The following is a 22567-nucleotide window of genomic DNA, read 5'->3' as shown; positions in this document are numbered from 1 at the left end:
GCCGAAGACGGTGCCGGAACACGGTGGGATCACGGAAGGTGCGACTCAGTGTCGGAGAATTCACAGCACGCCCACGACGGCCACGTGGGGCACGGTCACGGTACCGTCGCCGGGGACGGGCCGAGTTGGACCCGGGCGGCGAGGATGCTTCAGGACGCCTCCCCGATCACTGTTCCGGAGGGCGCCTCGGCGATGACCATCCACGTCGAGTGGGAGCCCGGTGACCCCGGCACCCCACCGCACCGCCACTCCGGCCCGGCGTTCGGCTATGTCATCAAGGGCGCGGTGCGCTTCGAACTCGAGGGCGAGCCCGAGCGCATCGTCGAGGCCGGTGGCACCTTTTGGGAGCCCGGCGGCGATGCCATCCATTACCAGGACGGCAACGCCCTCTCCGACGAGAGGACCGAGTTCGTCGTCACGATGATGTGCGCCCCCGGCAAGCCCATGCTCGAACTCGTCGACGAGGAGGAACTGCGGAGGCGGGCACACCTGCGTGCCCCGCGGCCCAGCGCCTGACCCTCGCGGTTATGGCACCGTCCGCCGACCGAGGGCGGCGGGCGGTGCCACACCGGCGCTCACCGGTCCCGGACCGGCGCTCACCGGTCCCGGACCGGTGTCATTCGGCGGTCTGGTGACCGGCGAACCGGGAAACCAACGGCGGCTTCGTCAACATGCCGTGTGTCCGCCCATGCGGCAGACGGGAAGGCGCGGCGGTCTGCCGCGGTGTGCCGCAGGCGACCGACGCGCCGGCGGCCTCGCGCCCCTCTGCGCCGCAGGCGGCCACCAGGCCCGGCGAGCCACCATCAGCGAACACAAAGGTGATCACCATGGCAACCGAAAGCGTCCTGCACCCCAGCCTCATCGTCCCGATCGGGCACGTCGAGCCCGTTCCCCGCCGTATCCGGGGAATGGTCGGCGGGCGCGTGGTCTTCGACACGCGCCGCGCGCTGTACGTGTGGGAATGGCAGGCCTATCCCCAGTTCAGCATTCCGGTCGAGGACCTGGTGGACGGCGTGCTCCACGACGACGAGCACAGTGAGCAACTCGGTGCCGGTCCCGCGCACCGTCACACCCTGCAGGTCGGTCCGGAGGTCCGTGCGGGGGCTGCGTGGGTCTGGGGCGAGGGCGCCCCGGGACCACTGCGCGGCACCGTGCGCTTCGAGTGGGAGGCACTGGACTACTGGTTCGAGGAGGACGAGCCGGTCTTCGTCCATCCTCGGAGCCCCTACTCCCGTGTGGACGCCCTGCGTTCGAGCAGCAGCGTCCGAGTCGAGTTGGACGGTGTCGTGCTGGCGGAGGCTGCCGATTGCGTGAAGCTGTTCGAGACCGGCCTGCCGACCCGCTACTACCTCAACCGCACGAACATCGACTGGACGCGGCTGCGGCACTCGGACACGGTGACCCGATGCCCGTACAAGGGGACGACGAGCAGCTACTGGTCGTTCGACGGTGACACCGCTTCCCACGAGGACATCGCCTGGATGTACGACTTCCCGACCATCCACGCCAACCGCATCGCCGGGCTGACCGCTTTCTACAACGAGAGGGTCGATCTGTACATCGACGGTTTCCTGCTGCCGAGGCCCACCGACCCCACCCGGGTCGCCACTGACTAGCCGGAGCATCCGCATCGGCCGCGAGGCGGTGCCAGGGCTGTCAGGAAGATCGGTGGCAGCGCCTCGCGGCCACTCGCGCCCCGAGCGGTACGCGGATGCCGAACGGCACGCCTCGCTGGTCTTGGTGCAACGGCCCCGCGAAGCCTTCGTCACCCACGGGGAGCCCCGCCACGAAGAACTGCCGGCGGACGCCCCCACCCCGTGAACGGGCCTGCGCGGGCGGCCGGGATCACACGGTGCGATCCACCCGGTACGGGCACGCGGCACAGGGCTACCCGGCGCGGTAGAGCCCGCGCCCGCTGCGCCGGATCCGGGAGGTGCCGACGAGCCGGTCCAGGGTGCTGCGGACCGCGTTGATGCTGCCGTTGTCCGTGTCCCGGCCGAGTGCCGCGGCCACGTCCCGCGCGCGTACGTCGGCGCCGCCCGTCCCGGCGAAGAACTCCAGGATCTGCTCGGTGAGCCTGCCGTACGTCCTCTGCTCGTCGTCCCCGGCCGAGGCGCTGTCCGCAGCCTTGAGGGACGGCTTCTCGCCGGGAGCTGCCGGTACCGGCGGTGCGACAGGCGCCGACTTCGGCTCCTGGGAGGGGAGCACGGCCTGGAGCGTACCCAGGACGCGTTGGACGGAACTCAGATGGGCGACAACCGCGGACAACTCCCGCTCCAGGGCCTGCTTCTGGATCTCCAGGCGGGCCAGCTCCTCCTGGAGGTCCCCGGCTGTGACCTCGATGTCATGCGCCGTGTTCGGTGGCCGATTGGCAGCAGAGACCATGTGTTCCTCTCGACTGCACCATTGTTGCCACCGTTCCTTCGGAATGCAACGGCTGTCGGTGTCGTGGGAGGGCGACCTAACGGTTCCGTCGGCGCAGTTCCTCGGCAACCGCGGCGATGCGTGCGTCGACACTGCCGAGCGCCTCCCGAAGCATCCGCAGCCGGGCTTCCAGCAGGGCGGCTTCGGCTTCCAGCAGGGCACCGGCGGCGGGATCGGAACACTGGTCGGGGTGGAGGAACATGTGGCTCTTCCCTGGGGTCGGTCCGGTCGGCGGCTGGGGGCAGGCCCCCCTACCTGAATGACCAGACAGCCGGGAGAGTCGTGACGGTCGATTTCCGTGCGTCCGGGCAGCGCGTCGATCATGAAAAACTGTGCGACGCATCACTAATTGTCACACCATGTGTTCCTGCCCGGTCTTCCCTGTGTGACCCGTTCGGTCGCGGCGTGCGGAGGGCGATCCAGGAATGAGTGAGGCGATGGGCGAGGAGAGCGAGCCGGTCCGGGCATGGCGGGAGCCGGCGGGGGAGCGGCTCGCGCGATGGGCGCGGACGCGCACGGGAACGGGCGGGCTGTCGAGGGCCGCTCTGCGCAGGGCGGTCCCGGACCACTGGTCCTTCATGCTGTGGGAGATCGCCCTCTACAGCTTCCTCGTCCTCGTCGTCACCGGCGTCTACCTGTCCTTCTTCTTCCACCCCTCGGCGCAACCGACGGTGTACCACGGCAGTTACGCGCCGCTGGACGGGCAGAGGGTGTCCGGGGCGTTCGACTCGACGATGCACATCTCGTTCGAGGTACGCGGCGGTCTGCTGATGCGCCAGGCCCACCACTGGGCGGCGCTGATCTTCCTCGCCGCCGTCCTCGCGCACCTGATGCGCGTGTTCTTCACCGGGGCCTTCCGCCGGCCGCGCGAGCTGACCTGGGTGCTGGACTTCCTCGTGCTGGTCGTAGGCATGGTGGAGGGCCTGACGGGCTACGACCTGCCGGGCGACCTGCTGTCCGGCACCGGCCTGGCGGTCGTCGAGGGCACCTTGCTGGCGGTCCCCGTCGTCGGCACGTACCTGTCGTACCTCCTCTTCGGCGGCGCATTCCCCGGCCACGACCTGGAGGCCCGCTTCGCCACCCTCCACGTCCTGCTGCTCCCCGCCGTGATCACCGCACTGCTCGCCGCCCACCTGGCTCTGCGCCTGCGGCACCGGCACACCCAGTGGGCCGCTCCCGGACGCACCGAACGCAACGTCGTCGGCCTGCCGCTGCGGGTGTACGCCGTGAAGTCGGCGGGCTACCTCTTCATCGTCGCCGGGGTGATCTTCACCATGGCGGCGGTGGCGCAGATCAACCCCATCTGGGAGTACGGCCCTTACCGCCCCGACCAGGTCTCGTCCGGATCGCAGCCGGACTGGTACATGGGCGCCCTCGACGGGTTGCTCCGCGTCATGCCCGGCTGGGAGGTCACCGTGGGGGGCCACACGCTGGTCCTGGACGTGCTCGTGCCGCTGCTGGCCGCGGTCGGCCTCTTCCTCGCGCTGGGCGCCTATCCCTTCATCGAGACCCGGGTCACCGGCGACCGCCGCGAGCACCACCTGCTGGACAGACCGCGCGACCACCCGGTGCGCACCGCGCTGGGCACCGCATGGCTGAGCGTGTACCTGCTGACGCTCACAGGGGGCGCCAACGACATCATCGCCACGCATTTCCACGTCTCCGTCAACGCGGTGACCTGGGCGGTTCGCATCGGCCTCTTCACCGTGCCGGCCGTGGTCCACACCGTGACGCGACGGCTCGCGCTGGGCCTGCAGCAGCGTGACCGCGACATGGTCCTGCACGGGCGCGAGACCGGCATCATCGTACGGCTACCCAACGGCGGCTACACCGAGATCCACGAGCCACTCGACCGGCGACGGCGGCAGATCCTCACCGCACGGAAGCCGCCCAAGCCACCCGAACCACTGCCATGACCCCCGCGCCGGCACGGGCCCGGGCCGGCCGGCCCGTCCGTGGCGCGCAGGCCGCCCGGCCTCGCCGCAGAAGACCCTCAAAGCTTCTTGTTGTCACACTTTCTGGTGATACTCGGTCATAAAACATGAGGGCCATTCGGCTCTGCGCTCGTATACGTCGCGGGCTTCCTGCCCGACAAGGGCGAGAGCGCGTTCGATCTGTCGTCGAAGTTCCCCGGCAGCACGCTTGGGGACACCCTGCACGCCGTTCCGGTCACGCTGCCGGACGGTTCGAAAGACGCCGATCTGACCATCGTCCCGGCCGAGTTCCACGACCAGTTCGCCGCCGACGTACCCCGGGACGTCTCCGACCTGATGGCCGTCTCCCAGCGGCCGGTCACCAACGCCGCTCTGCACGACGGCGCCGGTGAGCCCGCCTGGAAGACCATCCCGTCATGGGCCCTGGTGGCTACGCAGGACCGCAACATCCCGCCGCAGGCCCAGCGCTTCATGGCCGAGCGCGCCCACGCCCACACGGTGGAGGTCCGCTCCTCGCACGCGGTGAGCGTCTCCCATCCGGGTGACGTCGCCGAGGTCATCGAGCAGGCGTCGATGGGAACCGCCGACTGATCTGGAACCGCCGAAGGGGCGGGGCGCCTCATCGCGCATCCCGCCCCTTCAACACCGGCTCGACCGCGCGGGTGGATCGCCGCAGCCCGCTCTCCGACGTGCCCGCCGCGAGGGCGAGGTGATCACCCGACGAAGCAGCCGCCGGCGTTGAGCGCGGGCCCGACCGAGGCGGGCGGGCCCGGCGCATAGTCCGGAAGGCGGGACGAGCCGGCTGCGGCAGCGGTACCCGGGAAGCCGCCGAGCAGCGTGCCGGTCGTCGGAACCGCGGCGGCTGCCGACGCGCGCTTGAAGAACGTGCGGCGGTCGGCAGCGCCCGTGTCTGCGGACTCAGTGGGCAAGGTCTGTTCCTGCGAGCATGGGTAGGCCCGCACTGGCCCGACGCTGCCGGCGGCAGCCACTCTTGTCAGGAAGGACGGAGTTCGACAACGACTCGGTAGCCGGCAGGCTCCGAGGTGATGTGCAGGCCCGGGTCGTCGAACAGGCGTTGCAGCGAGGCATGCCACTCGGGGTTTCCCATGGCTTTGTCGAGCGCGGTGCCCGACGTCCACTCCGCGACGTGGACGAAACGCGTCTCCGGGGCGTCTGCCAGGGGACGGTGCAGACGGGAGCGGAGGAAGCCGGACTGGGTCGACATGATCCGGGCGTTTTCCTGGTACGCCTCGGTGAAGTAGTCGGCTTCGGCCGTCGGCACGGTGTAGGTCTTGATGACGATGACCGGTCCGTCGACAGCGGTCTTCGATTCCAGCGAGTGATTCATGCCCACTGTGACCGGGCACGCGGCGAGTTTGTGACCGCCGTCGCACTTACTCGCGTGATCGCCCCGGGGCGTGTCGCCGCCCGGCGGGGTGCGTGAGGACGGCGTCCTGGCCACACCATGCTTGCGCGCGGCCGCGACCGGTCGGCCGCGGGGCATTGCACACTGTTCGACGCACGCCCCCCGTGGTGAAGGGTGGCAGGCGCCTGCGACGCCGCTCGCCGCGTCGACGACGGGCGCCGAGATACGCAGGCGCGCGTCGGTGACGATGCCGCCGCGTCCCTCCAGGGCACGCGTCACAACATCGGGAGCCGCCCGGTCTAACAGTCGGCCAGTACATCGCACCGGCGGCCCGCGGAGCTCTGCCGAGAAGGGGAAAGGGAGGAAGAATGACATACGTCATCGCGCAGCCATGTGTCGACGTCAAGGACAAGGCATGCCTGGTGGAATGCCCGGAGGACTGCATCCACGAAGGCGAGCGGACCCTCTACATCGACCCCGTGGCATGCGTTGACTGCCACGCGTGCGAGCCGGTGTGCCCGGTCGACGCGATCTTCCCCGAGGCTGAGCTTCCGCAGCACTGGTCGTACTATCTGGCCGTCAACGCCGAGTTCTTCCAGCAACCTTCCGACGACGGTACGGCGCGCGGCGACCACCCGGTGGTGGCGGGACTACCACCGCAGCACGCGGACAAGAAGGGAATCGCCGCCTTCACCGCCCGCAGGGACGAGGCGGACGTCGTCGACCTCTGGTTCCCCGCTGCCCTCGGCGCACCCGAATCCTGACGGCGTCGCCGGTCGGCACTGGCCTTGAGACCAGTGAGACCGCTGTACCGCGCGGGCAGTGATGTGTGCTGATCGCAGGCGCCTTCCGCGTATCCGATGACCCTCGCACCAAAGCGAAAGAGGCAGAACGTGAGCAGCACACTGGAAGGCAAGGCCGTCCTGGTCACCGGGGCGTCCTCGGGCATCGGCAGGGCCACGGCGCTGGCGCTGGCACGGGCCGGGGCGTCGGTGGCAGCCGGGGCACGCCGCACCGACCGGCTGAGATCGCTGGCCGACGAAGCCCCGGGGGGCGATGTTCTGGCCCTGGAACTGAACGTCGCGGACCCGCAGTCCGTAAGGGACGCGGTCGCGGCGACCGTCACGCGTTTCGGCCGCTTGGACGTCCTGGTGAACAACGCGGGCGTCATGCTCAACGGCGCGATCCTGACCGCGGACATCTCCGACTGGACGCACATGGTCGCGATCAATCTGCTCGGCTCCATGTACGCGGTCCACGCTGCCCTGCCCCACCTGCTCGACACCAAAGGCGCGGTGGTGCAGGTCTCCTCGACCTCGGGGCGTTCCGCCTCGGCCGGCGCCGGTGTCTACGCGGCCACCAAGTTCGGTGTCACGGCCTTCTCCGAGGCGCTGCGCCAGGAGGTCACGGAGCACGGTGTGCGGGTCGTCGTCATCGAACCCGGCTTCGTGTCGACCGAGCTGACCACCCACAGCACTGACCCGGCCATGCGGGCGAAGGCCAGGGAGATGGCCGCGGCCATGCGCACCCTCCAGCCGGAGGACGTGGCCGCCGCCGTCGTCTACGCGGTCACCCAGCCTGCGCACGTCGCCGTCAACGAGATACTGATCAGGCCGACCGACCAGACCCGCTGAGCCGGCGCCGCGCGCTCAGCCGGCCGGCGACGCCACGAGGAGGTCTTCGAGCGCCGTGACATCGCCCGTGCGGGCGGCTGAGAGGGACCCTCCATCAGCCGCCGGTGCTCGGCAGGGGTGACCCGCTCGCGCCGCTCGGCCGCCAGGTGCTTCCGGGCCAGGCTCACAAGCGTCCGGACGTTGGCCGCACCGAGGCGAGGACGGCGGCGATCTCCGTGTGGCGTTCCCCGGTCCCTTGAACCGATATCACCAAGACCGGGAAGACCCGTTCCCCGTCATCCCGATGGAGCGAGACACCGTGGACATACACCAGGAGGCCTCCCGGGGCCTGACCGACATCGAGAGCTTCCTGTACCGACAGGCCCATCTGCGGGCGGCACGTCGCCGCGTGGGCGATTTCACCGGTCGCGAGCCCGGGCTGACCGCCGATCAGAAGGCGGACATCGAGCGCTGGTACCTCGAGGAACAGATCTACGTCGCCTGCATGGTGACAGAGCACATCGCGGACAGGGTCAGCGCGGCGGAAGAGGATCACCGCCTGCGCTTCACGCGCCGGCTTCGAGGCGTACTGGTTGCGATGGCCCTGGTCACCGTGGCCGTGACCGTGTCCGTCACGGTGATCCTCACACACGGGTGACCCGGCGGCACGGGTCGGTTCACAGACTCACACGGTGTGATCGCTTGTCGCGGACAGGAAGGTGACCACTGCGCAGCGGGCCGCGTGCGGGACCGAACTCCTCCTCCCGCCCCCAGCAGTCGAAGAAGTAGGCAGGAGCGAGGGAACGCAGTACCGCGCTCGCCTCGTCGTCACTCAGCAGGTCGAGGCGTGACGACGGTGGGCACGGTCACGATCGGGGTCTGCTCAGCCAGCAACCGGTGGACGGGGCAGCGCTCGGCCACCGAGACCAGGCCCTTGATGTGGTCGGGGTCCAGCTCGCCCGTGAGGCGGACCTCCTTGGTGATCCGTCCGTGCGCGTCGAACTGCACGGTGACGTCGACCTGATCGAGCGGCCAGTCGTGCCGGTCCGCGGACGCGCGTACCGCCATGGACGTGCACGCCCCGAGGGCCGCCAGGAGCAGCTCACCGGGTGTCGGACCGGTATCGCCGCTGATGGGCCGGGGTTCGTCCGCGGTCAGTATGTGTGTGCCGACCGCGATGGACCGAGCGAGACCCCGGCCCTCGCTCACGGCTACTGTGCGTGAGGTCATGATCTTCTCCTCCGGTATGCGCTTCACCACTGAGACAGGACGGCTCCGCTTCCTGTGACAGGTGGCCGCGGGGGCTGTCACACGGTGCTCAGGTGTTCCGCGACCGCCTCGAAGAACGGCGCGGCACGCACGATGGAGTGGGGGACCGGCGACATGCGCACCTGCTCCTCCTGCAGCAGCTTCACAACGAAGTACACGGATTGCCCGACGCCGGACAGCCCGCCGAGGGAAGAGGCTCACTTCTGTTGTCACAGATCCGACGGCTGCCTGGTCATCACTGACAGACGCTCGGGCCCGGCTGGCCCCGTACCTCCCCGCGCCCGCCCTGCGCTCGTCGACCCGCGGCAGCACTGCCGCGGGTCGAGACCTCAGACACCACGGCGGCCGCCCCGACACCGACGGGGCATAGGGCCATGTCCGAACACCGAAAGTGGGAACACTTGTGAATCACCAGGAACAGCTTGAGGCCACCGAGGCACCCTCGACGGTACGGATAGCGACGCTCGAAAGCCTGCGACAGCACCTCCAGTGGGCGCTGGAACTCGAACACGCCACGCTGCCGCCCTATCTCTGCGCGCTCTACTCGCTCGATCCTCAGCGGAACCCGGACGCCGTCGAGGCAGTCGGTGGCGTCTTCGTGGAAGAGATGATTCATCTGGCCCTGGCGGCGAACCTCCTGAATGCGGTCGGCGGCCGACCGCGTCTCGACACAACCGAGTTGCTGCAACAGCACCCCCGCACCCTGCCCCACGGCAACCGCTCCCTGCGCCTGTCCCTCCTACCGTTCGGGCCCGAGGCGCTGGAGATGTTCCTTCGCCTCGAGCAGCCGGCCCCGCCCGGCGCATCGGCCGAAAGCGACGATTACGAGACGATCGGTCAGTTCTACGACGCCATCGAGGACGGACTGCACCACCTGTGCGCCGAACTCGGCGAAGCCGCGGTCTTCTGCGGAGACCCGGCGCGCCAGGTCACCGGCGGCCCCTTCCGGCACACGGGCGGGCAGCTGGCTCCGGTCACCGATCTCGGCTCTGCCCTGGCGGCACTGGAGGAGATCGTCGAGCAAGGCGAGGGTACAGCGCGGGGCGAGGTGTGGGACGGCGACCGGGACATCTTCCACCCCGAGCGCGACGAGGTCTCGCACTACTACCGGTTCCGGGAACTCACGCTGGGCCGGCGCTACCTGCGCGGTGACACACCGCAGTCCGGCCCCACGGGGGAGCCGGTCACGCTCGACCTGTCCGGCGTCCGTCCGATGCGCCCCAACCCGCTGGTGTCGGACCACCCGGAGGGGAGCTCGATCCGATCCGCGCAGGAGGAGTTCAACCGCACCTACTGCGGGCTGCTCCAGCTGCTGGAGGAGACGTTCAACGGCAGCCCGGACAGGCTTGCGGCCGCGACCGGCACGATGTACGCGTTGAAGTCGCAGGCCCAGGCCCTGATGGAGATGCCGGAAGGCGACGGCACGACCGCCGGACCGACTTTCGAGTACGTTGAGCCGGACCTGCGCCGGTGATCCAGCCGCGGTGTCGCAGCGGCGGTATCGCACGCCGCGGCACCGCTCGACGTTCGGCCAGTCCCCGGTGGGTCGCGACCAGGTCCTGCGGATGCGCGCTCGCCGTAGGGGCCGCGTCGAATGCCTCCCCGTACCTGCCCGGACCGTTGTGAAGAACCGCTCGGGCCCGTTGGGCGATGGCCATGCCGATGCCCTCACCGCGGTTCGGGACATCCTCCATGCCGCGCTCGATCAGCGGGACGGCTTCGCGTACGCGTCCCCGCACGGCGGTGAGTGTGACCGTGCCGTACGGCGCAGAGCTGCTGCCGACCGCCTCCTGGAGCCGGTCGATCTCCGCGATGAGCAGTGCCGCGGCGTCGAGGTCCCTGGCGGGCCGGGCAGCCCTGCCCTGGCCGCCGCGTCCGTAAGCCGCGGGCGTCGGTGTCACCGAGGCCGTCGGGCGCCGGCTCGGGCAGACCGGCCAACTCGTCGCGTCCCCGCTGCTCACGAGAGGCGAAGACGAGCGCCAGCGGTTCGGCGAGCATGCGGCGCGCGACGAACGCAAGCGTCTGCGCGGAGACGCGGTCGAACCACTGCGCGTCGTCCACGAGACAGATCAGCGGCCGCTCGGCGGCTGCGTCGGTCAGCAGCCCGAGTACGACAGGATCGACCAGGAACCTGTCCGGAGGCGGTCCGGTGTTCAGCCCGAATGCCGTGGAGAGCGCTTCCCTCTGCGGAGGCGGAAGGGAACCGGCGCGCGCGAGGAACGGGGCGCGCAGCTGCTACAGCCCCGCGAACGGGAACTCCATCTCCGACTCGGCTACCGCCACGCGGGCGATGCGGTGTCCTGCGGCGCGCGCCGCCAGGTGATCCAGTAGAGCGGACTTCCCGATTCCGGCATCACCGGCGCAGAACGAGTACGGCGCTGCGTCCGGCCTCCACGTCCGAGACCAGACCTTCGAGCGCGTCGCACTCGCGGCGCCGACCACGCAGCCGCCCCGGACCGTCCCCAGCAAGTACCGGAGACCTGGACGGCCTCGTGCGGCTTCTGGTCCCCGGGGACCGTCTTCATCACTTGCCGTCCCACCGGTCGACTGCTCCGGCTCACCGGCCCACCCGATACGCTGCGTGAGAGGAGGAAATTCCGAAGCCCTGGTGCGCAGTGACCGGTCCGGACGGCAGGCGGTGCGGCCCTCGTCCTGCGGACGAGTCACACCGGGGCAGGCCATCGGCCGCTCATGCACCGGACGCCGTGCCCGTGCGCTTCGGCCACGTGCATGAGGAAGATCCCGGCCACGCCGTGGAGGAAGGCCGACACCGCAGCGGGACCGGTGCCCGGACAGGCGCCTTGGGCTACCGCCGGTGTCACAGATCGGCTACCTGTTCGGTCAATCAGCTGTGTCCGGGTGTGAGCACCGCATCCACGTGAGCGCAGTGGATCAGGAAGTACACGACCCGGCCTACGACAGCTCCGACTCGCGAAGGGATATGACGCAGGATGACACATCACGGGAAGCTGCCCGCACCGCATCACGGCCTCCTCATCACACATTTTCTGACGGTGCGCGACATCGTTGTGTCCCGGCGCTTCTACGCCGACGTCTTCGGTGGCGAGGTCGTGAGGGAGGAGAACCCGGCGGTGATCAAGATCGCCAACAGCTGGGTCATCATGAATCCGGGAGGCGGGCCCACCCCCGACAAGCCGGGGGTGACGCTGGAGGCCCCGCCGCGTGGCGACCGCGTTTCCAGCTTTCTCAATGTTCGAGTGGCTGACATGGCCGCTTTCCACTCGCACGCTGTCGCGAAAGGAGCCGACTTCCTCACCGAGCCCGTCGACCGAGGATCCGAGTTGCGTTGTTATCTTCGCGATCCTGATGGTTACCTCATCGAGGTGGGTCAGTCCACCGGTTTGCTCGCAGGGCTCCAAGCGGGGCTCCGTGCAGAGTCCAGTTGAACACCGGAACCGCCCGTTCGTGAGAGGCGACGCCGCACGCACATCTGCCCGAACCGCCGGCCGACGCGGCCTGGAAAGGCCGGACGTCCCTGCCGTGCTCGTGTCCCGTCGGCCGTCACGCACGGGCAGGGCGGCGATCTCCACCGGTTCCATCGCGTGACGGCCAGGGGACGAGCCGCTCTCCGGGCCGGGCGGGCGACCCGTCACCTCTGTGTTGTCCTTTGAGGCAACGGCGCGGCCTTGGTGTGATCACGTGCGTTGTCTGGCCCCGGCGGTGGACGTCTCGCCGTGGCTGCGGCCGGACGCGGACATCGAGGCGTGCTTCGACCGCATCGACAACGCGGCCTAGGATGGACCGCGTTCGGACGCGGGCGAAGGACAAGGGCGTGCCGACACTGGTGAGGGCTTTCCGCAAGGCCGGGATCACGACCGAGTTCGGCGAGCGGAACGCGCGGTCGCCAAAACGCCAAAACACGCCTTGCACACTCTCCACACCTTCCTCTGGTGGCGCATCGTCCGCTGGGTCACGCACCGCACCGACCGCAGCCACATCTCCCCGCGCCGGCTCGCCCGGATACTCCTCACCGGGTCCGACAACTCCAGGGCCGGGCAACACGATCAAGCCCTGAGTCCGACAGGCGCGTTCCCCGGGCGATCCGGCGGGCGCGGTCCGTCCGGCAATTGTGCACCGCCTTTTCCGGTCAGTGATCCACCGTAAACCCGCCCCGCGTGGCGAGGATCTCCTCGCGCGGGGAAAGCGCTTCAGGCGCCGGCTCGGACGACTGCGATCATGTGCGGCACGAAAGTAAGAAGATCGCCCGGAGTGCGGGATGGCCACCGCGGTCGCGGTCCGGGCGCTGATCCATGGCATGGCATAATGGTTTCCGGAGGACCAGCGAAAGCCGGACCGGCAGTGATCGTATCAGGTGGACCGGCGAAAACGGGGCAACCAACCGCTCCTGTAGGACAAGTGGAATCTCTAATTCCGATTGCTGGCATTGACATACGGAATTAACCACTCCGGCGGGGTTGCGGCTGTCCGTCAGTGGATATGTAACACCTTATCGGTGAGCAACCGGCATCTTGGCGGCATTTGCAATTCCGGAAATGTGTGCGTCACGCATTGTGATATCCATAACAGAGTGGAGTCGAAGGGCATGCTGGAAACCCCTGAATCGACGGTCCTCGACCGTCGTGGTGTCCTCGCGGAACACGATCTCCATGAGCGCGAGGAGGAGTTGTCCCTGCTGTGTGAACTCTTCCACGACGCGATGAAGGGCAGAGGCCGCATGGCCGTGGTCACCGGAGCCTCCGGTCACGGGAAATCGGCCTTGCTCAGCGCGTTCGCCGAGTACACGAGCTTGTTCGGGGCCGTCCACCTGTCCGCCACTGCTTCGCGTGCCGTGCAGTCGGTGCCGTTCGGGGTGCTCGGCCAGTTCTTCCGGAGCGCGGACCTGCCCGCGGAACTGCGCTCCCGGGTGGCCGACCTGTCCGCCCAGGCGCTCCCCGAGGCCGGGGACGCGGCCGTGGGCGGGGCCGCCCCGGAGGCCATCCCGCCTTTGACCTTCCACCGGATGGGCCTGGCCGTGGACGATCTCGTCGAGTACGTCGGCGGACCGCTGCTGCTGAGTGTCGAGGACCTGCAGTACGCCGACGCCGCCTCACTGCAGTGCCTGTCCGCGGCGGTGCGGCGGCTGCACACGGCACGGCTGCTGGTGGTGCTCAACGAGTGCCCGCAGCCCTGGCCGTCCGGGGCGATGCTGGAGGCGGAGCTGCCGCGGGAGCCGCTGACCCGCCGTATACGGCTGCGGCCGCTGTCCCGGCACGGAGTGGCGGCACTGCTGGACGAGCACCTGGGCCGGACCGCTCCGTCGGCCATGAGCGCCGACTGCCTGCGGATCACCGGCGGCAACCCGTTGCTGGTGCGCCGGCTCATCGAGGACACCCTTGGCCAGGAGCCGGGCGCCGCGCCGCGCACGCTGCACGTCGGTCCGCAGTTCGAGCAGGCCGTGCTGGACTGCCTTTACCGCTGCCACCCCAGCGTGCGGGTCGCGGCGCGCGAAGCGGCCGTTCTGGACGATCCGTTCGCCCCGATGCTGATCCGGTTATCCGAGCTCGACCCGAGGTCGCTGACGCTGGCGTTACGCAACCTGACCGAAACCGGCCTCCTCCACCATGACGGCCGGTGGCGGCATCCGCGGGCCCGTGCCGCGGTCCTGCAGGGCATGACCGCCGAGGACCGCGCGGCTCTGCACACCCGGGCGGGCACCGTACTGTTCAAGAACGGCGCTCCGGCCATCGCGGTGGCCCACCAGCTGATCGCGGCCAGCAACATCGACAACGACTGCGCCGCCACCGTCCTGCTGGAAGCGGCTGACGAGTCGTTGCACAGCGGCGACATCACGCTCGCCCTCAACTGCCTGGCGCTGGCCCACCAGTACGAACGCAGCGAGGAGCACCACGCGGCCACTACCGCGATGCTCTTCCGCGCCGAGTGGCGGGCCGACCCGCGGGCCGCCGCACGCCGGGTGCCGGCCCTGCTCGACCTCGCCGGAACCGGACTGCTCAGCGGGCGCGACGTCACCGCGCCGCTGGAGTCGCTGATGTGGTTCGGCCAGCCGCAGGTGGCTCTCAGCACGCTCGACATGCTCGAGTCGCAGGCCCACCGCGCCTACGACTCCCAGGCGGTCGTCCTCCTGCGGTTCTTCCGCGCCATGCTGGCCCCGCTGTACCCCGAGCTCGGGGATCTTGGCGCCGAGGCGGACGAAGGGGACGGACTCGTCGCGCCGCGGGCCGGGGCCCGTGAGCAGGACGGCGGCGCCGTGCACGTCGTCCCGGCCTGCTGCGGCGAGGTGGTCGCGGCGGTGGTCTCGGTACTGCGCCGCGGCCCGAACCCGCAGTCCGTGCACCTCGCCGAGCAGGTCCTGGGCAGCTGCCGGCTCGATGACAGCTCCTTCCCGATGCTGTCCGCCGCGGTGGTCGTCCTGATGCTCAACGGCGCATCGGATGCCGCCGAGCGGTGGCTCGCCGCGCTGGCCGGGTCGGCCCGGAAACAGGCGGCGCCGACCTGGCAGGCGCTGTTCGAGGCGTTGGCGGCGCGGCTGGCGCTGCAGCGCGGTGACGCCCGGGGCGCGGCCGAGCGCGCGCAGTCCGCGCTGGCCGCGATGCCCGGGACGAGCTGGGGAGTGCTGATCGGCCTGCCCCTCAGCGTGCTGATGGAGGCGGAAGCTCTGCTGGGCAGACCCTGCGGGGACCCGGCCCACCTGCGCACCACGCCCCCGGCTCCCATGTTCCAGACCCCGCTGGGCCTGCGCTTCCTGTACGCCAGGGGCCGTCTGCTGCTCGCGCAGGGCCGGCCCGCGGCGGCGCTGGACGACCTGGTCGCGGCGGGGGAGCTGGCCGCGCGCTGGGACATGGACGTCCCGGCACTGGTGCCGTGGCGGACCGAGGCCGCTCGGGCACTTCTGGTCCTCGGCGAGGCCGACCGGGCCCGGGAACTGCTCACGGAGCAGCTTGCCCTGGTCGGGCCGGGGGAGTACCTGGTGCGCGCCGCCACGCTGAGAACACTGGCGGCCGCGTCCGCGGTGGGCGAGCGCGGTTCGCTGCTGGCCGACGCGGTCGAGGCGGCGCGGCACTGCGGCAATCCGGTGGAACTCGCCCTCGCGCTCAACGATCTGGGCCGCCACCAGCTGGACCTCGGCCAGCACGGCAAGGGACGCGCCGCGCTGCGCCGGGCCCGGCAACTGGGTGACGAGCAGGGGGTGACGTTGCCCGGCCGGATCGTGCCGGAGACGGCGGACAACGGCGGAGGGCAGGCGGCCGCGCCGACCGAGGCCGGCGACGAGCACTTGGTGGGCAGGCTCAGCGACGCGGAGATGCGCGTGGTGACGCTGGCCGCCCGGGGCCACAGCAACCGGCAGATCGCGGCGAAGCTCTTCGTGACGGTGAGCACCGTCGAGCAGCATCTGACCAGGGTGTACCGCAAGCTGGGGATCAAGCGGCGCAGCGACCTGGCGCTGGTTCTGCAGGGCGGCGGTACGGTGGCGCGCCAGGGCCCGTCCGTGGGAAGGGAGACGGCGACGACCGCGGAAGCAGGCGCGGGCGCGCTGCAGGAGGCGGAATACGGACCAATCGGGACCCGCGTCCGGTACGGGGAGGCCGGTCGCGAGTCCCGATTGCTGGTGCCGATTCGGCGGGCCTGAGGCTCAGCCGGAGGTCGACACCTCACGTCCCGCCTCGGCCATTGCCGGGGCCGGGGCGGGAGGTTTGCGGAGGTTGAGCGCCCCGATGGCGCCCACGGCGGCGGCAGCCGCCGCGACCCAGCCTGCCGTTCGCAGGCCGTGCACCACGGCGTGCTGGGACGGGGTCGCTCCCCCGCCCAGGTGGATGCCGTGGTTGGCGATGACCAGGATGGCGGCGAGGCCGACCGCGGCGCCGATCTGCTGCGACGTCGAGGCGAGTGCCGACGCGACGCCCTGCTCGGCCGGGGCGACACCGGATCCGGCGGAGACGAAGATCGCGGTGAAGGCCAGGCCGCCGCCGAAGCCGTAGACACACACCCCGGGCAGTACCGCCCAGTACGTGCCGTTGGTGGACATGCCGAGCGCCATCGCGGCCATGCCGACGGCGTAGACGAGCATGCCCAGCGAGAGGGTGGTGCGCAGCCCGTTCTTGTTGAGCATCGCCGCGGCGACCCGGCCGCCGGCGATCATGGCCAGCACGCCGAGAGGCAGGAAGGCCAGGCCGGCCTGAAGGGCGTCGTAGCCGAGGATGTTCTGGATGTAGGTGGTGAACAGGTAGTAGCCGCCGCTGAGCGCGCACATGTGCAGGAAGGCGACGATCATCGAGGTGGACAGGCTCCGGTTGCGGAACAGCCGCAGGGGCGCCAGGGGCGCGCTGGTGTTGGCCTCGATGAGGAAGAAGGAGCCGATCAGCAGGACGCCGACGATCAGGGTGCCCAGCACACGCGGCGCGGTCCAGCCGTAGTCGGGGCCGCTGACCAGGCCGAAGACGACGAGTGTGGCGCCCAGTGTGACGACAAGTGCGCCGGGGATGTCGAAACTCCGCCGCGGTCCGGTGCGCGGCGCGTCGGGCGCGAGCAGCGCGGGCACGCCGAGCAGGGCGATCACGACCAGCGGGACCATGAAGTAGAAGACCCACTGCCAGCCCAGGGCCTGGGTGAGCACACCGCCGAGCAGCGCTCCGGCGGCGAGGCCGCCGCTGCCGGTCGCACCCCATACCGCGAGCGCCCGGTTGCGGGGGGGCCCTTCCTCGAAGCTGGTCACGATCAGGGTGAGCGTCGAGGGGAACAGCAGCGCGCCGCCCAGGCCCTGCACCGCGCGGGCCGCGACGAGAAGCCCGGTGGAGTCGGACAGGCCGCCGACCAGAGCCGCGGCCCCGAAGAGGATCAGTGCCGTGACGAACACCCGGCGCGGGCCGAGGCGGTCGGCGGCCCGGCCGCCGAGCAGCAGGAAACCACCGAACGAGACGGCGTAGGAGCTGACCACCCACTGCAGGGTCTGCGACGAGAAGTGCAGCGCGTCCCCGATGTCGGGCAGTGCGACGTACACGATGTTGTAGTCGACGGCGATGATGAACTGGGCCAACGCCAGTAACGCAAGCCTGAGACCGGCTCTCTGGTTCGAGTCGCCAACGGAACCTTCCACTGGATTTGACCCTTTCGATTCTACGGGGACGAGACAGGTCACTGCCGACAAGTTAGTATGCGACAGGAGAAAACTAAACACCGTTTAGGCTTGCAAACTGTAGTAGCGGACCGTGTCGGGTGTCAAGCGGGGCGTGAGGTGCGCCGGAAACGACAGCTCCCGGGCGCCGGATGGCGCCCGGGAGCTGGGGGAACGCCCTCGGCCGGGTCGGCCGGCAGGGGCCGGGGCCCCGGATGCCGGGAGGGGGTGGGGGCCGGGCCGAGGGGCGGGAAGTGCGCGGGCCGGTGGTCAGCCCCTCACCACGGGGCCGAGGACGACCGGCAACTTGCCGATGACCCGCAGCGAGATGCCCGGCCAGCGTTCGACGGGTGCCCGCTCGTCCAGCCGGACCTCGTACTTGATCAGCGCGGTCAGCGCCTCCTGGGCGATCAGCCGGGCCACCGGGGCCGCCACGCAGAAGTGGATGCCGTGGCCGAAGCCGAGGTTGCGGGTCAGCGGACGGGTGATGTCCAGCCGGTCGGGGTCGGTGAACGCGTCGGGGTCGCGGTTGGCGGCGGCCATCAGCACCAGGACGTACTCACCGGCCCGCACCGGGTGGCCGGCCACATCGGCGTCCTCCAGCGCGGTGCGGCTGACCATCGCCAGCGTGCTGTCGTACCGCAGCAGTTCCTCGACCGCGGCCGGCACCCGCTCGGGGTGCTCGCGCAGCCACGCCAACTGCTCGGGGTGGCGCAGCAGGTGGTAGACCTCGTTGCCGATCAGCGCGGCGCTGGCGCCGAACCCCGCGGCGAGCAGGTTCATGAGGAGCATCGCCAGTTCCCACTCGGTGAGCCGCTCCCCGGCGTCCTCGGCGCGCACCAGCTCACTGACCAGGTCGTCACCGGGAGTGACCCGGCGGGCGGCGGCCATCTCCAGACCGGCGTCGATGAACACGTCGCGGGCCGCGTTCCGGGCGGCCTTCTGCACGTCGGTGAGGGTGAAGCCGGGGTCGAGCCCCCGGCCGCTTTCCATGGTGTTGGCGAAGAACAGCGGGTGATACCGCTCGGGGATGTCCATCATCTCGCTGAGCACCCGTGCGGGCAGCGGGCGCGAGAGTGTCTCCTGCAGGTCGATCCGGCCGTCCGGATTCTCCGCGAGCGCCTTGGCCAGTAACTCCTCGGCGTACCTGGCCGCCACCGGGCGCAGGTCGGTGATCATCTTCGGCGTGAACGCCTTGGAGACCAGACCGCGTATGCGGGTGTGGTCCGGCGGGTCCATGAACATCAGAATGCGACCGGACTCGCCGCTCACCGGGTTCTCCACGAACTGGTCGGCGATCATCGGATTGACTCCCCATCCGAAGCGGGAATCCTTCATCACTGCCGATGCCTCCTCGAACCCCAGGACGGTGACGATGCCGCCCTCGGTACGAAAGGCTGGTCCCGACTCGGCGCGTATCCTCCGGTAGAACGGGAACGGGTCCGCGTGGAAATCCGGGTCGAACGGGTCGAACGGCAGGGATTTCCTGGCGACTTCCGGATTGTAGCTGAGCACGTCGGGGACTTTTGCGGTCGGCGCCTCGGTCATACTTCACATCCCTGGAGTTGAAGGCCTCCTGCTGTTCGCGGAAATTACCCAGACCCACCCCCTATCGCCAACCCCTCCCCGGTGTGCGGTTTAGGGGGTGGTCCGGGTTGCCGTTCTGGGGTTGGCGCCGCTGCCGGCGGTGGGTACGTTCCTGGCTGGCGGCCCGCGTATCGGATTCGTGCCGACCGCAGGTATTTCTCTGTGCCGCATTGTCCGGACCGTGTGCCCACTACCGATTCCGATGCGAGGTCGCGCATGAGCACCGAGATCGAAGCCGAAGAGGACACCGGGCTGCCCAGCGTGCTGGGCGGGTTCGACCTCACCGACCAGTCCCGGTTCGCCGAGGGGATACCGTACGCGCTGTTCGCCAGACTGCGGCGGGAGGCGCCGGCGTTCTACCACCCGGCCGGCAAGCTGGCGGACGGTGAGGGTTTCTGGGTGCTCACCCGGCACGCCGACATCGCCGCCGCCTCGGTCGACCCGTCGTTCTCCTCGCAGGGCGGCGGCGGGCGGGCCGGCGGCGGCAGCCACCTGGAGGACCTGCCGTTCGGCGGCGGTCTGGCCGGCACGGTCCTGGCCATGATGGACGACCCGCGGCACGAGGTGTTCCGGCGGCTGCTCGCCCCGGCCGTCACCCGGGCGGTCACGGCGCTGGAGCCGGAACTGCGGGCGACCGCCGGCGTGCTGGCCGATGCGCTGGTCGAGCGCGGGCGAGCAGGCGCCGTGAACGCCGTGGACGAGTTCACCGAGCCGTTCGCGCTGCGCTCGGTGGCGCTGCTGCTCGGCATACCGCGGCAGGACTGGCCGCAGTTGACGCGGTGGGTGCACGGGGTACTCGGGTTCACGCACCGCAGTACCGGCCTGGTGGATGAACAGTCGCGGGCGATGTACGGCCGGATGCGCCGCTACTTCGGCGAGTTCATGGCCGACAAGCCGCGGCACCCGGGCGACGACGTGGGCACCGTACTGGCGGTCGGGGAGCTGCCGGCCGGCGGCCAGGCGCCGCTGACGGCGGAGGAACGGGAAGCCAACACCAGCGTGATGCTGGTCAGCGGTTTCGAGCAGCCGCGCAACACCATAGCGGGCGGCCTGCTCGGCTTCGCCCACCATCCCGAGCAGTGGCAGCGGCTGCGCGCGGACCGCTCGCTGCTGCCGTCCGCCGTGGAGGAGGTGCTGCGCTGGCTGCCCGCCAATCCGTACAACCGCCGCACCCTGACGCGGGACGTGGACCTGCACGGGCATCGGATGCGCGCCGGGGAGAAGGTGACCTTGTGGTGGCCCTCGGCCAACCGGGACGAGGCCGTCTTCGCCGACCCCGAGCGCTTCGACATCGGCCGCGACCCCAATCCGCACCTGTCGTTCGGCCACGGAGTGCACTACTGCCTGGGTGACGCCTTCGGGCGGCTGGAGATCCGGCTGGCGCTGGAGGCGCTGCTGGACCGGGTGGCCGAGATCCGCCCGGCCGGTCCCGCCCTCTGGGCGCCGAACCACAAACACACCGTGCTGCTGGACGTCCCGGTGGAACTGGTCCCGGCGGTGGGCAGGTGACGGCCCCGACGTTCCTCTCCGCACTGGGCTCGGGCGACCTGGCCCGCGGCCTGTTCACGCCGTTCCCCCGGCAGGGCCCGGCCGACCAGGCGGCCGGCGACGTGGTGGCGTCCGAACTGGAGAAGTTCCTGCGGGCCCGGCTGGATCCCGACCGGGTGGACCTGACCGGCGAACTTCCCAGCCGCTTCGCCGACGACCTGCGCGGCAGCGGCTACCTGGGGCTGTGCATGCCGGCCGAACTGGGCGGCCTGGCGCTGTCACCGTACAACGCCTTCAGCGCCATCGAGCACGCCGCGGCGCTGTGCATGCCGGCCGGGCAGATGCTCGCCATCCAGGCCGGGGTCGGCGCGCCCGCGCTCTACCCGGCGCTGCCGCCGGGCCCGCTGCGGGAACATGTCGGGGAGCGGCTGGCCGCCGGCGCGATCTCCGGCTTCGGCTTCACCGAACCGGCCGGGCAGAACAACGTGTGGCCCGGGACCACCGCGACGCGTTCGGCGGACGGCCTGACGTACGTCCTGCGCGGTCGGAAGGTCTTCACCGGGCACGGCCCGCTCGCCGACCTGCTGGCGGTCGCGGCCACCGAGCACACCGAAAAGGGCCGGCGGCTGTGCGTGTGCTTCGTGGACACCTCGGCCGCCGGTTTCGAGGTCACCTCGCACGTGGAGTTCACCGGCAGCCGCGGGCTGCCCAACGGCGCGCTGAGCCTGGACGGTGTCGAGGTGCCCGCCGCCCACGTGGTGCGCGGTGAGCCGGAGGAGCCGCGGTTCCCCGATCTCATGGCCTCCGCGCTGCTCACCGGCCAGCTCTACTTCACCGCCGCGCCCGCCATGGCCATCGCCAAACTGTGCCGCCGCTGGTCGGGCGAGTTCGTGGCCCGGCGGACGGTCGACGGCCGTGCGCTCGGCAGTTACGAGGAGATCCGGCGTCAGCTCGCCGACACCCTCGCCGAGGTGTACGCGATGGAAGCGGTGATCCGCTGGAGTCTGATCGGCTCGGGACCGACGGACCGCTGGTTCGAGCGGCTGGCGGCCAAGAACCTGCTGGTCCGCGCCTGCTGGCGGATCGTCGACAGGACGGTGTCGCTGTACGGCGCGGAGGGCGTCGAGACGCTGCCGAGCAAGGTGCGGCGGGGCGCGCCCCCCGTACCGGTGGAGCGTCGGCTCCGGGACGCGCGAGGCCTGCGCATCGCGGGAAACGTGGACTTCATGCTCGACGCGCAGGCCGGCCGGCGCCTGCTGACCGGGTTCTACGCGGAGGCGGGCCGATCCGCCGGCGCGGCGGCGGCCACGGGCGGCGCGGCCGGGCCCGGGCCGGACGCCGACGTGCTGCCGGGCCTGTCCCCGGCGCTCCGCGCGGCACTGGAGCAGGTGGGCGAGCAGGTGGAGCGCTTCTACGGCTGCTGCCGGGAACTGGTGGACCGTCACCCGGACCCGGCGACCTTGTTCCGGCGGGAGCGCACCCTCATCCTGCTGGGCCGGATCGCCGCGGAACTCTTCGCGGTGAGCGCGGTGCTGTCCCGGGCCGGCCACGAGGCCGCCGCGGGCGCCCCCGGCGACGGCGGGCGGCTGGCCGAGATCTACGCCGCCGGGGCGGGGCACCGCCTGGCCGACTACTGGCGCCGGCTGTCCGCGGGGACGGAGGGCGCCGAGCCGGACTACGCGGGCGTCAGCACGCGGTGGCTGGCAACGCTGGGAGCGGACGGAACACCGGAGGGCTGAACGGGCCGCGGCCGCCGCCGGCCGGCCCGCACCGGAACCGGGACCAGAGGACCCGG

At 70.5% G+C, this 22567-nt stretch carries 19 protein-coding genes and 3 pseudogenes; 13 read left to right on the top strand and 9 right to left on the bottom strand.

Annotation, left to right across the window (positions count from 1 at the left end; genetic code table 11):
- The first annotated feature begins 48 nt into the window (after positions 1 to 48).
- Complete coding sequence (locus K7G61_RS23600) at positions 49 to 516, top strand: cupin domain-containing protein (protein WP_225848956.1); 468 nt, start codon at positions 49 to 51, stop codon at positions 514 to 516.
- Positions 517 to 616: 100 nt separating this feature from the next.
- Here the strand turns inward: K7G61_RS23600 and K7G61_RS23595 are convergent, their stop codons facing one another.
- Positions 617 to 829 carry a hypothetical protein gene (locus K7G61_RS23595; protein ID WP_225848955.1) on the bottom strand — a complete coding sequence of 71 codons (213 nt, stop codon included), beginning with the start codon at positions 827 to 829 and terminating at the stop codon, positions 617 to 619.
- Here K7G61_RS23595 and K7G61_RS23590 point away from each other — a divergent pair.
- On the top strand, positions 828 to 1616 hold the full coding sequence (locus K7G61_RS23590; protein WP_225848954.1) for a DUF427 domain-containing protein: 789 nt from the start codon (positions 828 to 830) through the stop codon (positions 1614 to 1616). The two genes, K7G61_RS23595 and K7G61_RS23590, sit on opposite strands and share 2 nt — an antisense overlap.
- Positions 1617 to 1668: 52 nt before the next feature.
- Positions 1669 to 1821, top strand: a complete 153-nt coding sequence (locus K7G61_RS23585; protein WP_225848953.1) for a hypothetical protein — start codon at positions 1669 to 1671, stop codon at positions 1819 to 1821.
- Between the two features lie 66 nt (positions 1822 to 1887).
- On the opposite strand, the gene K7G61_RS23580 is transcribed toward K7G61_RS23585, so the two are convergent.
- Both K7G61_RS23580 and K7G61_RS23575 read right to left on the bottom strand, forming a co-directional pair.
- Positions 1888 to 2385 (bottom strand): hypothetical protein, encoded by a 498-nt coding sequence (locus tag K7G61_RS23580; protein WP_225848952.1) that lies wholly within the window; start codon positions 2383 to 2385, stop codon positions 1888 to 1890.
- Positions 2386 to 2461: 76 nt separating this feature from the next.
- Positions 2462 to 2626, bottom strand: a complete 165-nt coding sequence (locus K7G61_RS23575; RefSeq protein ID WP_225848951.1) for a hypothetical protein — start codon at positions 2624 to 2626, stop codon at positions 2462 to 2464.
- A gap of 235 nt (positions 2627 to 2861) precedes the next feature.
- Between K7G61_RS23575 and K7G61_RS23570 the strand changes: the two genes are divergently transcribed.
- On the top strand, positions 2862 to 4340 hold the full coding sequence (locus tag K7G61_RS23570) for a cytochrome bc complex cytochrome b subunit (protein WP_225849029.1): 1479 nt from the start codon (positions 2862 to 2864) through the stop codon (positions 4338 to 4340).
- A 144-nt stretch (positions 4341 to 4484) separates the two neighbouring features.
- Positions 4485 to 4949 (top strand): annotated as a pseudogene (locus K7G61_RS23565) (alpha/beta fold hydrolase); the annotation flags it as partial.
- Between the two features lie 122 nt (positions 4950 to 5071).
- Here the strand turns inward: K7G61_RS23565 and K7G61_RS23560 are convergent.
- Together K7G61_RS23560 and K7G61_RS37025 are read right to left on the bottom strand one after the other, a co-directional pair.
- A complete protein-coding gene (locus K7G61_RS23560; RefSeq protein ID WP_225848950.1) occupies positions 5072 to 5287 on the bottom strand; it encodes a hypothetical protein in 216 nt (71 codons plus the stop codon).
- A 65-nt stretch (positions 5288 to 5352) separates the two neighbouring features.
- A complete protein-coding gene (locus K7G61_RS37025; RefSeq protein WP_225848949.1) occupies positions 5353 to 6003 on the bottom strand; it encodes an antibiotic biosynthesis monooxygenase family protein in 651 nt (216 codons plus the stop codon).
- An 89-nt stretch (positions 6004 to 6092) separates the two neighbouring features.
- Here K7G61_RS37025 and fdxA point away from each other — a divergent pair.
- Positions 6093 to 6389 (top strand): annotated as a pseudogene (fdxA, locus tag K7G61_RS23550) (ferredoxin); the annotation flags it as partial.
- Positions 6390 to 6617: 228 nt separating this feature from the next.
- Complete coding sequence (locus K7G61_RS23545) at positions 6618 to 7358, top strand: SDR family NAD(P)-dependent oxidoreductase (protein ID WP_225848947.1); 741 nt, start codon at positions 6618 to 6620, stop codon at positions 7356 to 7358.
- 30 nt (positions 7359 to 7388) lie between these two features.
- On the opposite strand, the pseudogene K7G61_RS37345 reads toward K7G61_RS23545, so the two are convergent.
- Positions 7389 to 7543: pseudogene (locus K7G61_RS37345) on the bottom strand (RNA polymerase subunit sigma-24); the annotation flags it as partial.
- 113 nt (positions 7544 to 7656) lie between these two features.
- Between K7G61_RS37345 and K7G61_RS23540 the strand changes: the two are divergent.
- Positions 7657 to 7995 carry a hypothetical protein gene (locus K7G61_RS23540; RefSeq protein ID WP_225848946.1) on the top strand — a complete coding sequence of 113 codons (339 nt, stop codon included), beginning with the start codon at positions 7657 to 7659 and terminating at the stop codon, positions 7993 to 7995.
- Positions 7996 to 8165: 170 nt separating this feature from the next.
- Here K7G61_RS23540 and K7G61_RS23535 read toward each other — a convergent pair whose 3' ends face one another.
- Positions 8166 to 8567, bottom strand: a complete 402-nt coding sequence (locus K7G61_RS23535; protein WP_225848945.1) for an OsmC family protein — start codon at positions 8565 to 8567, stop codon at positions 8166 to 8168.
- A 442-nt stretch (positions 8568 to 9009) separates the two neighbouring features.
- On the opposite strand from K7G61_RS23535, the gene K7G61_RS23530 reads away from it, so the two are divergent.
- From K7G61_RS23530 to K7G61_RS23515, 3 genes are all read left to right on the top strand, one after another.
- Positions 9010 to 10080 (top strand): ferritin-like protein, encoded by a 1071-nt coding sequence (locus K7G61_RS23530; protein WP_225848944.1) that lies wholly within the window; start codon positions 9010 to 9012, stop codon positions 10078 to 10080.
- 1477 nt (positions 10081 to 11557) lie between these two features.
- Positions 11558 to 12013, top strand: a complete 456-nt coding sequence (locus K7G61_RS23520; protein ID WP_225848943.1) for a VOC family protein — start codon at positions 11558 to 11560, stop codon at positions 12011 to 12013.
- Positions 12014 to 13170: 1157 nt separating this feature from the next.
- Positions 13171 to 16215, top strand: a complete 3045-nt coding sequence (locus tag K7G61_RS23515; RefSeq protein ID WP_225848942.1) for a LuxR family transcriptional regulator — start codon at positions 13171 to 13173, stop codon at positions 16213 to 16215.
- Between the two features lie 3 nt (positions 16216 to 16218).
- Here K7G61_RS23515 and K7G61_RS23510 read toward each other — a convergent pair whose 3' ends face one another.
- Together K7G61_RS23510 and K7G61_RS23505 are read right to left on the bottom strand one after the other, a co-directional pair.
- Entirely contained in the window at positions 16219 to 17619 is a 1401-nt protein-coding gene (locus tag K7G61_RS23510; RefSeq protein WP_263984760.1) for an MFS transporter, read from the bottom strand.
- 348 nt (positions 17620 to 17967) lie between these two features.
- Positions 17968 to 19245, bottom strand: coding sequence for a cytochrome P450 (locus tag K7G61_RS23505; RefSeq protein WP_225848940.1), 1278 nt, complete (start codon positions 19243 to 19245; stop codon positions 17968 to 17970).
- Positions 19246 to 19500: 255 nt separating this feature from the next.
- Between K7G61_RS23505 and K7G61_RS23500 the strand changes: the two genes are divergently transcribed.
- Both K7G61_RS23500 and K7G61_RS23495 read left to right on the top strand, forming a co-directional pair.
- Positions 19501 to 20793 carry a cytochrome P450 gene (locus K7G61_RS23500; RefSeq protein ID WP_225848939.1) on the top strand — a complete coding sequence of 431 codons (1293 nt, stop codon included), beginning with the start codon at positions 19501 to 19503 and terminating at the stop codon, positions 20791 to 20793.
- Positions 20790 to 22511 (top strand): acyl-CoA dehydrogenase family protein, encoded by a 1722-nt coding sequence (locus tag K7G61_RS23495; protein ID WP_225848938.1) that lies wholly within the window; start codon positions 20790 to 20792, stop codon positions 22509 to 22511. The genes K7G61_RS23500 and K7G61_RS23495 overlap by 4 nt, the downstream gene beginning before the upstream one ends.
- Positions 22512 to 22567 lie beyond the last annotated feature (56 nt).

This window comes from Streptomyces sp. HPF1205 (assembly GCF_020400825.1).
Classification (GTDB): Bacteria; Actinomycetota; Actinomycetes; order Streptomycetales; family Streptomycetaceae; genus Actinacidiphila.
This window is presented reverse-complemented; position numbering and strand designations above follow the sequence as displayed.